Consider the following 12,504-nt stretch of genomic DNA (forward strand, 5'->3'; position numbering starts at 1 on the left):
CGCCGCCGGTGGGGTGCCCCCGCCGCCGCCCCGTCGCCCCCGCCCCCCCCCCCACCGCCCCCCCCCCCCCCACCACTGTGTCAGGCCGGCAGGTCCACCAGCTGCGCCAGCCGGGCCCGGTGGCGGCCCGGGGTGCCGAGGGCCAGCTGGTCCGCCTTGGCGCGCTTGAGGAAGAGGTGGGCCGGGTGCTCCCAGGTCATGCCGATGCCGCCGTGCAGCTGCACGCACTCCTCGGCCGCCCGCACCGCGACCGTGCCGCAGTGCGAGGCGGCCACCGCGACCAGCAGCTCGGCGTCCGCCGCCTCGCTCGCCAGGGCGTCGGCGGCCGCGCGGGCGGCGGCGCGGGCGCCGACCACCTCCAGCCACAGGTCGGCCAGCCGGTGCTTGAGCGCCTGGAAGGAGCCCACCGGACGGTTGAACTGCCGGCGCTCCTTCAAGTAGGCGACCGTGGTATCCAGGCACCACTGTGCGACGCCGAGTTGCTCGGAGGCGAGCAGCCCGGCACCGGTCAGCAGGATGTGTGCCAGCGCCGCCGGGTCCTCGGTGACCAGCCGCCCGGGCGCATCGTGCAGCACGACGTCGGCCAGCGGCCGGGTCAGGTCCAGCGAGGTGCGCGGCGTGACCGTGAAGCCGCTCTCCACCTGCCACAGCGCGCCGCCGTCCACCGGCACCACGAGCAGCTCGGCGCTCAGCGCGTCGGCGACCGAGGTGACGGTGCCGGTCAGCCGCCCGCCCGTCTCCTGCACGGTCGCCGCGCCACCGGAGAAGGAGAACGGCACCGCCAGCGTCCCGATCCGCTCACCCGTGCCGGCCAGCAGCACACTGCCCAGGAACGGTGTCGGCGCCAGCGAGTAGCCCAACTCTTCCATCACCACCGCTACTTCACGCAGCGTGCCGCCGGCCTGCGTCAGCTCGGTGACCCCGATCTGGGTCAACGCCCGCCACAGCGCCGGGTCGTAGCCCTGGCCGGCCGAGATCCGGGCCAGCACCGCGTCCAGCGGGCTGCGGTCGTGCAGCAGGTCGCGCACGCTGGCCCGCAACTCCTCCTCGATCTCGGAGTACAGCAGGTTCATCGGGACAGCTCCTTCCACGGGACGTCCTTGTCCGTGCGCGGCTCGGGCGGCAGTCCCAGCACCCGTTCGGCGATGATGTTGCGCAGGATCTCGCTGGTGCCGCCCTCGATCGAGTTGCCCTTGGCCCGCAGGTAGCGGTAGCCGGCCTCACGGCCGTTGAAGTCGACCAGCTCGGGGCGGCGCAGCGTCCAGTCGTCGTAGCCCAGCCCCTCCTCGGCCAGCAGCTCGACCTCGAAGCCGGTCAACTGCTGGGCCAGCCGGGCGAATCCGAGCTTTCCGCCGGCTCCCTCGGGGCCCGGCTGGCCGGCCGCCAGCTGCTGGCGCAGCCGCTCGCCGGTCAGCCGCAGGACCTCGGCGTCCACCCAGTGCTGGAGCAGCCGCTGGTGCAGCTCGGCGGTGCGCAACTCGGGTCGGGCGCGCCAGGTTTCGGCGACGATGCCGATCAACCCGCCCTCGCGGGGCGTGGCTTGGCCGCCGATCGCCACCCGCTCGTTGTTCAGCGTGGTCTGGGCGACCCGCCAGCCTTCGCCGACGGCGCCGAGCCGGTCGGTGTCGGGGATCCGCACGCCGGTCAGGAAGACCTCGTTGAACTCGGCCTCGCCGGTGATCTGCCGCAGCGGGCGGACCTCCACCCCGGGGTCGGTCATGTCGCAGACGAAGTAGCTGATGCCCTGGTGCTTGGGCACGCTCGGGTCGGTGCGGGCGATCAGGATCGCCCAGCGGGCGGTGTGGGCGCTGGAGGTCCACACCTTCTGGCCGTCCACCGTCCAGACGCCGTCCTCGTCGAGCACCGCGCGGGTGGCCAGCGCGGCCAGGTCGGAGCCGGCGCCGGGCTCGCTGAACAGCTGGCACCAGACCTCCTCGCCGGTCCACAGCGGGCGCAGCCAGCGGTGCTGCTGCTCGGCGGTGCCGTAGCGCAGGATGGTCGGCGCGGCCATCCCCAGGCCGATGCCGATCCGGCGCGGATCGTTGTCCGGCGCCCCGGCGGCGGCCAACTCGGCGTCCACCACGGCTTGCAGGGCACGCGGGGCGCCCAGGCCGCCGAGTCCGACCGGGAAGTGCACCCAGGCCAGGCCGGCGTCGAACTGGGCGCGCAGGAAGTCGAGCCGGTCGACTTCCGCGGGCGGGTGGGCCGCCAGGAACTCCCTCACTCGCTCCCGGATCTCTGAGCTCATGCCTGGTACCTCTTCAGCTCGCGGCGCGCCAGCGAGCGCCGGTGCACCTCGTCCGGACCGTCGGCCAGCCGCAGGGTGCGGTTGCCGGCCCAGAGTTGGGCCAGCGGGGTGTCCTGGCTGACGCCCGCCGCGCCGTGCGCCTGCACCGCCTTGTCCAGGATCCACTCGACGGTCTGCGGGACCACGATCTTGATCGCCTGGATCTCGGTGTGCGCGCCCTTGTTGCCCACGGTGTCCATCAGCCAGGCGGTCTTCAGCACCAGCAGCCTGGCCTGCTCGATCCGCACCCGGGACTCCGCGATCCAGTCCTGCACCACGCCCTGGGCCGCCAGCGGCTTGCCGAAGGCCACCCGCTCGGTGACCCGACGGCACATCAACTCCAGCGCCCGCTCGGCGATTCCGATGGCCCGCATGCAGTGGTGGATCCGTCCGGGGCCGAGCCGGGCCTGGGCGATCGCGAAGCCGGAGCCGGGCTCGCCGATCAGGTTGGCGGCCGGGACCCGGACGTTCTCGAAGAGCACCTCGGCGTGGCCGCCGTGGTCGCGGTCCTCGTAGCCGAAGACCGTCATCGCGCGCTTCACCGTGACGCCCGGGGTGTCGCGCGGCACCAGGATCATCGACTGCTGGCGGCGCACGTCGGCCGTCGGATCGGTCTTGCCCATCACGATGAAGATCTTGCAGTCGGGGTTCATCGCCCCGGTGATGTACCACTTGCGGCCGTTGACGACGTAGTCCTCGCCGTCCCGCTCGATCCGGGTCTCGATGTTGCTCGCGTCGGAGGAGGCCACCTCCGGTTCGGTCATCGCGAAGGCCGAGCGGATCTCGGCGTTCAGCAGCGGCTCCAGCCACTGCTTGCGCTGTGCCTCGTCGCCGAACTGGGCGAGCAGTTCCATGTTCCCGGTGTCGGGGGCCGCGCAGTTGACCGCGGCCGGGGCCAACAGGATGCTGCGCCCGGTGAGTTCGGCGAGCGGGGCGTACTGCAGGTTGGGCAGCTCGCAGAAGAGGTTCCACAGGCCGCGCGCCCTGGCCTCGACCTGCAGCTCGCGGATCACGGCCGGGGTCGACCAGTCCTCGCTGGTGACCAGCCGCCGCTCGGCCGGGTAGACGCACTCCTCCAGGAAGGCGGTGAGCTGCTCGCGCAGCTCCTCGGTGCGGGCGTCGAAGGCGAAGTCCATACTGCTCAGCGCTCCTTGAGTGCGGTCAGGCCGTGTTCGACGAAGAGCGGGACCAGCGCGCCGACCCGGTCGAAGCCGGCCCCGACGGTGCGTCCCTGGCTGTAGCGGAAGTGGATGCCCTCCAGCACCACGGCGAGCTTGAACGAGGCGAAGGCGACGTACCAGTCGACCCGGCCGACGTCCCGGCCCGACTCGGCCGCGTAGCGCTCGATCAGCTCGCCCCCGCTCGGGAACCCGGGCGCCAACGCGACGCCCGGGATCACCCCGGCGAACTGCGCGGCCAGTTCGGTGTACATCACCAGCAGGCCGAGGTCGGTCAGCGGGTCGCCGAGGGTGGACATCTCCCAGTCGAGGACGGCGGTGATCCGGTCGTCCGGGCCGACCAGCACGTTGTCCAGCCGGTAGTCGCCGTGCACCAGCGTGGGCGCGGGGGAGTGCGGCAGGTAGCCGGCGAGCCGCTCGGCCAGCGTGTCGATCCCGGCCACCTCGCGGCTGCGGGAGGCGGCCAACTGCTTGCCCCAGCGCTGCACCTGGCGGGTCAGGAAGCCCTCGGGGCGCCCGAAGTCGGCCAGCCCGACTTCCTGCGGGTCGATCGCGTGCAGCGCGACCAGGGTGTCGACCAGGTGGTCCGCCAGCGCCCGCACCCGCTCGGGCCCCAGCGCGGCCAGCGCCGCGCTGTCCCGGTGAGCGGTGCCGTCCACGAACTCCATCAGGTAGAACGGCGCGCCGATCACCGCCGGGTCCTCGGTCAGCCGCACGGTGCGCGGCACCGGGACCGGCGAGTCGTGCAGCGCGCCGATCACCCGGTACTCGCGGGCCATGTCGTGCGCGGTGGCCAGCACGTGCCCCAGCGGAGGGCGGCGCAGCACCCAGCGGTGCTCGCCGTCGGTCAGCCGGTAGGTCAGGTTGGAGCGGCCGCCCTCGATCAGCTCCGCGCTCAGCGGTCCGGTGCCCAGGTGCTCCTGGAGCGCGGCGAGGTCGAGTCCGGGGGGATTGTCGGTCATGGCATCCTTCGGGAGTGAGACTGACTAAGCGCTTGCTTAGCCTCTCGCCCGACGCCGGGGATGTCAACGGTGGAGGAAACGGAACGGCCGCGCCCACCGGTGGTGGACGCGGCCGTTGCGCGGAGGGTCAGTGGTGGTCGGAGCGCTTGCGGTGCAGCACGAAGCTCTCCATCGGGCTGATCGCCCCGTCCGGCTGGGCCACCCGGTAGTAGGTGACGTGGATGCTGGTGGTGCCGCCCGGCTGGTGGCCCGGGTCCACGGTGAACGCGGCGAAGCCGTACGAGTGGTCCAGGTCCCGCACGCCCACCCACGGCGCGTCCTCGTGGACGTAGACCGGCGTGCGCTTGCCGTTCGCGCCCACCGCGCCGACGCCGGTGATCACCTTCGCCTTGGCGGGCTTGAAGAACGCGCTGTTGGTCGGCGAGGAGGTGCCGCCACCGCCGAGCACCATGTGCACGGTGCCCTGCGAGGTGTCCATCACGTCGGTCGCGGTGGAGACCGGGTTCGGGGTCAGCGTCTCCGAGCCGGAGACCGTGCCGCGCACCGGCAGCGAGCGCTCGTAGTCGTGCTCGTGCCCGCAGACCACCAGGTCCACCTGGTAGCGGTCGAAGAGCGGGCCCCACTGCTCGCGGACACCCCGGTCGGCGCCGTTGGCGTCGGAGGAGCTGATCACCACCTGGTGCATGCAGACCACCACCCAGTCGATCGAGCGGTCCGCGCGCGCCTTGGCCAGGTCCTGCTCCAGCCAGGCGCGCTGGGCGCCGCCGCTGTAGCCGTGCACGTAGGCGTCGCCGGCGTCCTGGTAGGCCACGTCGTCGTTCTGCAGCACCACCACGTGCACCGAGCCGACCGAGAAGGAGTACCAGAGACCCTTGGTCTCGGCGTCGCCACCGTTGTCCGGCAGGTCGAAGCGGGTCTGGAAGGAGGTGAAGCCGATCGGACCGTTGGCCTTCTCGTTCTCGTGGTTGCCGGCCGCCGGCATCCACGGGCGGAACCGGGCCGAGCGGGTGTTGTTGGCGAAGAAGCCCTGCCAGGTGCGCAGCCGGTCCGGCGAGATGTTGGCGTAGCAGAGGTCGCCGTTGAGCAGGTGGAAGAGCGGGTCGACCTGCTCGATGCCGGCCACGATGTCCGCCGAGGCGGGGGAGGCGATGCCGCTGGGGACCACCGTGTAGCCGCCCTTGCCGTCCGGCTGCCAGGTGGTGCTGGGCACCGCCTGGTCGCCGAAGCTGGTGAAGGTGAAGGCCTGCCGGCCGCGCTGGGCGGTGCGGAAGCTGCCGGCGTCGGGGCGGCCGCCGTCGTGCAGCGCGGCGTAGGTGTAGTAGGTGCCCGGCCGCAGGTTCTCCATCCGGGCGTGGTGGGTGTGGACCACCCGGTTGCTCACGCCGTCGGTGTAGGTACGGGTGTCGGCCTGCACGGTGCGGCCGAAGCCGCCCTCCAGGGTGCCGAGCTGGACCCGCGGATTGCGGACCGGGCCGTCGGTGGTCCAGGAGGCGGTCATCTGCCGGCTCGGGTCGGCGCCGAAGGTCAGGTGCAGTCCCTCGACCGCCGGGGCGCCGAGCGACTCGGGCCGGGTGAGCAGCAGCGGAGAGCTCTGGGCCGACGGGGCGTCAGCTGAACCGCTGTCAGCCGCAGCGGGGGTGGCGGCGAGCAGCGGGCCCGCGGCCAGTGCGGCACCGCCCACGGTGGCGCTGAGCCGCAGTGCGGTGCGGCGACTGACGGTGCCGCCGGTCTCGCCGTCGCTGCTCGGCTCGGGGGCGTCGAAGGGCTGGTCCACAGGAACTCCTCGCCTGAAGGTCGTTGAAGGGCGTCCACGCTAGCGGCGGCGTACCCGGGGCCGGGTGAACGGGAACCGGCTCCCCTCTGAACCCTTGGGCGGCCCCACTGAATGCTCGGACGGGCTACAGTGATGCCATGCGCGCACCACTGCTTCCGTTGAGCTGGTGGCCGTCCTAGGACGGCCGCGCATTCGACATGCCCTGGGCCGTCCGGACGGACGGCCCTTTCGCTTGCTCCCCGCACGGGCCCCGCCGGACGGCACCGACACCCGCCCCGTGCAGAGGAGAAGCAGGATGACCGCCTTCCGTCCCCGCGTGCTGACCGGCGACCGCCCGACCGGCCCGCTCCATCTCGGCCACTACTTCGGCTCCTTGCAGAACCGGGTACGCCTGCAGGCCGAGGGCGCCGAGCTGTTCGTGGTGATCGCCGACTACCAGGTGCTCACCGACCGCGATGTGGCCGACCGACTCGGCGACCACGTCCGGGAGTTGGTGCTGGACTATCTCGCGGTCGGGATCGATCCGGCGCGCTCGGTGATCTTCACGCACAGCGCGGTGCCGGCCCTCAACCAGCTGCTGCTGCCGTTCCTCTCCCTGGTCAGCACCGCCGAACTGCAGCGCAACCCCACGGTGAAGGACGAGATCGCGCACTCCCGGCAGGCCCAGGTCAGCGGTCTGATGCTGACCTACCCGGTGCACCAGGCCGCCGACATCCTGTTCTGCAAGGCGCACCTGGTGCCGGTCGGCCAGGACCAGCTGCCGCACCTGGAGGCCACCCGGACCATCGCCAGACGCTTCAACGCCCGCTATGCGTCAGGGACTTCGCCGTTCTTCCCGGAACCGGAGGCGCTGCTGTCGGCGATGCCGCAGCTGCTGGGCACCGACGGCGGCAAGATGAGCAAGAGCCGGGGCAACGCGATCGCGCTGGGCGCGAGCGAGGACGAGACGGCCCGGCTGATCCGCAGTGCCAGGACCGACGTCGAGCGCCGGATCGGCTACGACCCCGAACGCCGGCCCGAGGTGTCGAGCCTGCTCACCCTGGCCGCGCTCTGTCTGGGCCGGGACCCGCACTCGGTGGCCGAGGAACTCGGCGACGGCGGGGCCAGCGCGCTCAAGACGCTGGTCACCGAGGCGGTGAACGAGCACCTGCGGCCGATCCGCGAGCGCCGGGCCGAGTTGGCGCAGGATCCCGGCCACCTGCGGGAGGTGCTGGCCCGGGGGAACGCGCGAGCCGACGAGGTGGCGCGCCGGACGCTGGCGGAGGTGTTGGAGGTCATGGGGATGCGGTATTGATGCCATATCGACACTGACACCTTGTTGATCCTTGGAGATTCGTCCAAGAGTCGGCGGGTGTGGCCGGTGATCCGACAGGAGCTATTGACGGGCGATGGCGGGCTTCCTAGATTCACTCCAACGCGGAAGTCAGTTTCCGCATCGTGGATGTTCTGTTCACTTGGGTCGGTCTCCTGTTCGCCGCAGGAGCCGGCGGTGGGCGACGGCAGCGCCGTCCGCCAGGGTCGTCCCAGCGTCACCGTGCTCCGTCCCGCACTCCGGTCGTCGTTCCCGGGCCCGAAGCCACCGTCAGATGTGGAGGGACAACAGCCGTGGCCAGTCAGGACCTTGCGCTTCAACCGGACTCCGATCGCCCCGAGGCCGATCTCGCTGACCCCGACAGCCCTGACGCCGATCGCGCTGACCCCGCTGCCGTCCACCCGGTGGACGAGGTGCTGCCGCTGGGCCGGATGTCGGCGGTCGCGCTGCAGCACGTGGCCAGCATGTACGCCGGGGTCGCCGCCCCGCCGCTGATCATCGGCGGTGCGGTCGGCCTGAACGCCGCGCAGCTGACCACGCTGCTGGCGGCCGCCCTCTTCATCGCCGGCATCGCCACCTTGTTGCAGACCCTTGGCGTCTGGCGGATCGGCTCCCGGCTGCCGTTCGTCAACGGGGTCTCGTTCGCCACCGTCTCGCCGGTGCTGGCCGTGGTGGCGGCGAAGAAGGGCGCCACGCTGCCGCTGATCTTCGGCTCCACCATCGTGGCGGGCCTGGTCTGCTTCCTGGCGGCGCCGCTCTTCTGTCGCCTGGTCAGATTCTTCCCGCCGGTGGTCAGCGGGACGGTGATCACCCTGATCGGCGTCTCGCTGCTGCCGGTGGCGGGCAACTGGGCGCAGGGCGGCAACGCGCAGGCACACGGCTACGGCTCGGTGAGCAACCTGGGGCTGGCGGCGTTCACGCTGCTCGCGGTGCTGCTCTTCAACCGCTTCCTGCGCGGTTTCGCGCAGCGGATCGCGATCCTCTTCGGGCTGCTGGCGGGCACCCTGGCGGCGATCCCGTTCGGCAAGGTCGACCTGCACGCGCTCACCTCGCTGCCGGTCTTCGAGCTGCCGCACCCGTTCGCCTTCGGTGCGCCGCGCTTCGAGCTGGCGTCGATCATCTCGATGCTGGTGGTGATGGTGGTCTCGATGACCGAGTCCACCGCCGACATGATCGCGCTCGGCGAGGTGGTCGAGCGGCCGGTCGACGAGCGCACCATCGCCGCCGGGCTGCGTGCGGACGGCCTGGCCAGCGCGTTCGGCGGGGTGTTCAACGGCTTCTTCTGCTCCGCCTTCGCGCAGAACATCGGCCTGGTCGCGCTGACGAAGATCCGCAGCCGCTTCGTGGTGGCGATGGGCGGCGGTTTCCTGATCCTGATGGGCCTGCTGCCGGTGGTCGGCGGCCTGGCCTCGCTGGTGCCGCAGCCGGTGCTGGGCGGGGCCGGGGTGGTGCTCTTCGGCTCGGTCGCGGTGGCCGGCGTGCGGACGCTGAGCAAGGCCGACCTGTCGGTGGGCTCGAACGCGCTGATCGTGGCGGTGAGCCTGGCCTTCGGCATCTTCCCGATCGCCTACCCGGGCTTCTACCACGCCCTCCCGCAGCAGCTCGCGACCATCCTGAGCTCGGGCATCGCGGCGGGCTGCCTGGCGGCGATCACGCTCAACCTGCTCTTCAACCACCTCGGGTGGGGGCGTCGGGGAGCTGTGGCCGACGCGGTGGCGGTGCCGGCGGCCGGCGAGTAGCCGGCCGGCAGCGGAACACCCGCCGGCGGAGCGCCAACCCGGCGCGCGGCAGCGCCGGGTGGCGCTCGTGGCGCCGCCCGCTACCGCCCGCCCGCCGCCACCGGCAGGACCGGATCGAACCGCTCCGCCCGCAGCGGCGCGGGCAACTCGCCTGTGTGCACCACCCCGAGGCGCTGGGTGGCCCGGGTCAGCGCGACGTAGAGATCGTTCAGCCCGCGCGGCGACTCGGTGAGGATGCCGGCCGGGTCGAGCACGATCACCGAGTCGAACTCCAGCCCCTTGGCCTGCTGGACGGTGAGCGCCGGCAGCCCGAGCTGCGCCAGGGCGGCGGCGTCCGCCGTCGGCGCGATGACGGCCAGCAGGCCGTCGCCGACCGCCGCCGCCTCCCGCGCGAGCAACTCGGGCAACGCCTCCTCGGGGGCCAGCCACGGCCGCACCCCGGTCTCCCGCACCGCGCGGGGCGCCGCGACCCCGGGGCCGAGGGCCGCCAGCACATCCGCTGCCACGGCCGCGATCTCGCCGGGAGTGCGGTAGTTGACGTCCAGCCGGGCCAGCCGCCAGCGGCCCGCCAGGTACGGGTCGAGCGCCTGCGCCCAGGAGCCGGTGCCACCCGGTGCGCCGGTCTGCGCGACATCCCCGACCAGCGTCATCGAGCGGCTCGGGCAGCGGCGCATCAGCATCCGCCAGTCCATCGCGGACAGTTCCTGCGCCTCGTCCACGATCAGGTGGCCGTACACCCAGCTGCGGTCGGCCGCCGCCCGCTCGGCGGCCGTGCGCCGGTCCCGCTCCTGGTGCCGTTCGGCCAGCCGGTCGGCGTCCACCAGGTCGTAGGCGGCGAGCAGTTCGCCCTCCTCGCCGTCCTCCAGGTCCACCGAGCGCGAGCCGTAGGCCACATCGAGCACCTCCTGCGCGTACGCCAGCCGCCGCCGGTGCTCACGCTCGGCGCCCGCCCGCCGTGCCTGCCGCAGCTCCTCGTCGGGCCCGAGCAACTCGGCGGCCTCGTCGAGCAGCGGGACGTCCGCCGGGCTCCAGCCCCCGCCGGGCGCGCGCAGCAGGGCCTGCCGCTCGACGGCCGACAGCTGCGGCGCCGCGGCGGCCAGGCGGTCGGGGGAGGCGAACAGCTCGGTCAGCAGCCGCTGCGGGGTGAGTCGCGGCCAGAGCCGTTCGAGCGCCGCGTCCACCTCGGGGCTCGCGTGCAGCTCCCGCCGGATCGCCGCCAGGCTGCCCGGGTCCAGCAGGTTCTCGCCGCCGAGCGGGTCGGTCCCGATCCGCTCGGCGTACTGCTCGGCCAGCGCGGCCACGATCCGCCGCTCGACGATCGGCCGGGCCTGATGATGCGTCAGGCCGCTGGCCCGGGCCGCCTCCCGCGCGCCCGCGCAGACCGGCCGGGTCAGCCGCAGCACCTCGCGCTCGTACTCGACCTCGATCGCCTCCTCGGGCTCCCAGCCCGGCACCCACTGCCGGTCGCGGACGGCGGCGGCGATCACCTCCGCCATCGCCGCCCGGCCCTTGGCCTCGGTGGCCGCCGCCGGCTCCGCCCGCTCGGCGCAGACCCCGGGGAACAGTTCACCGATCGTCGCCAGCCGCACGCCGGTCTCGCCGAGCGAGGGCAGCACCTGGCCGATGTACCGCAGGAAGGCGACGTTCGGGCCGACGATCAGCACCGCCCGCTTGGCCAGCTGCTCGCGCCGGGTGTAGAGCAGGTAGGCGGCCCGGTGCAGCGCCACGGCGGTCTTGCCGGTGCCCGGGCCGCCCTGCACCACCAGGGCGCCGCGGTGGTCGGCGCGGATGATCCGGTCCTGCTCGCCCTGGATGGTCGCCACGATGTCGCTCATCCGCCCGGTCCGGCTCGCGTCGAGCGCCGCGAAGAGCGCGGCCTCGCCGCTCAGCTCCTCGCCGCTCAGCTCCTCGTCGTCGGTCCGGCTCGCCCGGTCCAGCAGCTCGTCCTGCAGGTCGACCACCCGCCGTCCGTCCGTGCGCAGGTGCCGGCGCCGCCGTACGCCCTCCGGCACGATTCCGGTGGCCACGTAGAACGGCCGCGCGGCCGGCGCCCGCCAGTCGATCAGCAGGGGCTCGTCGGAATTCTCCGCCCGCAGTCCGAGCCGTCCGATTCGGTGGATCCGGCCGTCCGTCAGGTCGAGCCGTCCGAAACAGAGGCCGTGTTCCACCGCGTCGAGCCGTGCCAGCTGTTCGCCGTACTCGGCTGCCGCCGTGTCGCGCTCGACCAATGCCTGGTGACCGCTGCTGAGCTGCGACAACGCCTGGCCGAGCCGGTCGCCGAGCTGGACCCGCAGGTCGTCGAGGCGGGCGTAGAGCCGGTCGACGCCGGTCTGTTCGATGCTGATTTCGCTGATTGACAATTCGACCCCCTGGACGCTATAGTGACTTTCGGGAGCTACTTTTGATGATTCGCCAAAAGGCAGCCCGAAAGAGCAATGTTAAACGAAGCGCCGAACTCCGTACCAGGGGTTCCGGCGCTTTTCTGTTTCCGTCGGCGCTGTTTCCGTCGGCGGCGCACTGCGCGGAGCGGCTCGCACCGGCTCCCGGGGCGATGGTGCGAGCCGCTCCACGTGCCTTCCCGCGGGTCAGTCGCCCGCGTGTGCCCGCAGCAGTGCGGCGATGTCGAGCTTGACCATCGACATCATCGCGGCGGTCGTGCGCGTCGCCTTCTCCGGATCCGGGTCGCTGATCAGGCCGGGCAGCACCTCCGGCACCACCTGCCAGGACACCCCGTAGCGGTCGGTCACCCAGCCGCAGGCCATCGGCTCGCCGCCGTCGAGCAGCCGGTCCCAGTAGTGGTCCACCTCGGCCTGGTCGGCGCACATGATCTGGAACGAGATCGCCGGGTTGAACTTGTACTGCGGGCCGCCGTTGAGCCCGATGAACTTCTGGCCGTTGAGCTCGAACTCGACCACCAGCACGCCACCGGCCGGACCGGGGCCGGCCTCGGTGTAGCGGGTGATCCGGCCGAGCTTCGAGTCCTTGAAGATCGACAGGTAGTGGTTCGCCGCCTGCTCGGCCTGCCCGTCGAACCACAGGCAGGTGGTGAAGCCCTTGCTGGTCATCGCGCCTCCTCGCATCACGCCGTCCGTTTCCTCCAGGTTGGCGCCGGGGCACTGCGCGGGCCCGTCCGACACGCTGGAGCCAGCCGAGCCGGCTCGCCTGGGCGGCGGGGATCACCACGGGGACACCTCGACGTGGGCCCACCGGACGCGCAGCAGGTGCGGACCGTCCGGCAGGCCGAACGACAGG

General features: G+C 72.5%; 9 protein-coding genes. 2 read left to right on the top strand and 7 right to left on the bottom strand.

The window, feature by feature from the left end; genetic code table 11:
* Positions 1–80: 80 nt before the first annotated feature.
* From P3T41_RS30705 to P3T41_RS30725, 5 genes are all read right to left on the bottom strand, one after another.
* A complete protein-coding gene (locus P3T41_RS30705; protein ID WP_280693843.1) occupies positions 81–1,073 on the bottom strand; it encodes an acyl-CoA dehydrogenase family protein in 993 nt (330 codons plus the stop codon).
* Positions 1,070–2,248, bottom strand: a complete 1,179-nt coding sequence (locus tag P3T41_RS30710) for an acyl-CoA dehydrogenase family protein (RefSeq protein ID WP_280693844.1) — start codon at positions 2,246–2,248, stop codon at positions 1,070–1,072. Before P3T41_RS30710 ends, P3T41_RS30705 begins: the two co-directional genes overlap by 4 nt.
* Positions 2,245–3,423 (bottom strand): acyl-CoA dehydrogenase family protein, encoded by a 1,179-nt coding sequence (locus P3T41_RS30715; protein WP_280693845.1) that lies wholly within the window; start codon positions 3,421–3,423, stop codon positions 2,245–2,247. Before P3T41_RS30715 ends, P3T41_RS30710 begins: the two co-directional genes overlap by 4 nt.
* Before the next feature lie 5 nt (positions 3,424–3,428).
* Positions 3,429–4,427 carry a phosphotransferase family protein gene (locus P3T41_RS30720; protein WP_280693846.1) on the bottom strand — a complete coding sequence of 333 codons (999 nt, stop codon included), beginning with the start codon at positions 4,425–4,427 and terminating at the stop codon, positions 3,429–3,431.
* Between the two features lie 127 nt (positions 4,428–4,554).
* A complete protein-coding gene (locus P3T41_RS30725; protein ID WP_280693847.1) occupies positions 4,555–6,201 on the bottom strand; it encodes a metallophosphoesterase family protein in 1,647 nt (548 codons plus the stop codon).
* A 295-nt stretch (positions 6,202–6,496) separates the two neighbouring features.
* Here P3T41_RS30725 and trpS point away from each other — a divergent pair, with 295 nt between their 5' ends.
* Both trpS and P3T41_RS30735 read left to right on the top strand, forming a co-directional pair.
* Entirely contained in the window at positions 6,497–7,495 is a 999-nt protein-coding gene (gene trpS, locus P3T41_RS30730) for a tryptophan--tRNA ligase (RefSeq protein ID WP_280693848.1), read from the top strand.
* 449 nt (positions 7,496–7,944) lie between these two features.
* Entirely contained in the window at positions 7,945–9,252 is a 1,308-nt protein-coding gene (locus P3T41_RS30735) for a nucleobase:cation symporter-2 family protein (protein WP_280693921.1), read from the top strand.
* Between the two features lie 80 nt (positions 9,253–9,332).
* Here P3T41_RS30735 and P3T41_RS30740 read toward each other — a convergent pair whose 3' ends face one another.
* Both P3T41_RS30740 and P3T41_RS30745 read right to left on the bottom strand, forming a co-directional pair.
* A complete protein-coding gene (locus P3T41_RS30740) occupies positions 9,333–11,612 on the bottom strand; it encodes an AAA family ATPase (RefSeq protein WP_280693849.1) in 2,280 nt (759 codons plus the stop codon).
* A 225-nt stretch (positions 11,613–11,837) separates the two neighbouring features.
* Complete coding sequence (locus P3T41_RS30745) at positions 11,838–12,317, bottom strand: VOC family protein (RefSeq protein WP_280693850.1); 480 nt, start codon at positions 12,315–12,317, stop codon at positions 11,838–11,840.
* Positions 12,318–12,504: the final 187 nt, after the last annotated feature.

The sequence above is a fragment of the Kitasatospora sp. GAS204B genome (assembly GCF_029892155.1).
GTDB lineage: Bacteria > Actinomycetota > Actinomycetes > Streptomycetales > Streptomycetaceae > Kitasatospora.

Bases quoted from the DNA above. Each gene is read 5' to 3' on its own strand.
- P3T41_RS30705 (WP_280693843.1), bottom strand. From the start codon at position 1,073: ATGAACCTGCTGTACTCCGAGATCGAGGAGGAGTTGCGGGCCAGCGTG.
- P3T41_RS30710 (WP_280693844.1), bottom strand. From the start codon at position 2,248: ATGAGCTCAGAGATCCGGGAGCGAGTGAGGGAGTTCCTGGCGGCCCAC.
- P3T41_RS30715 (WP_280693845.1), bottom strand. From the start codon at position 3,423: ATGGACTTCGCCTTCGACGCCCGCACCGAGGAGCTGCGCGAGCAGCTC.
- P3T41_RS30720 (WP_280693846.1), bottom strand. From the start codon at position 4,427: ATGACCGACAATCCCCCCGGACTCGACCTCGCCGCGCTCCAGGAGCAC.
- trpS (WP_280693848.1), top strand. From the start codon at position 6,497: ATGACCGCCTTCCGTCCCCGCGTGCTGACCGGCGACCGCCCGACCGGC.
- P3T41_RS30735 (WP_280693921.1), top strand. From the start codon at position 7,945: ATGTCGGCGGTCGCGCTGCAGCACGTGGCCAGCATGTACGCCGGGGTC.
- P3T41_RS30745 (WP_280693850.1), bottom strand. From the start codon at position 12,317: ATGACCAGCAAGGGCTTCACCACCTGCCTGTGGTTCGACGGGCAGGCC.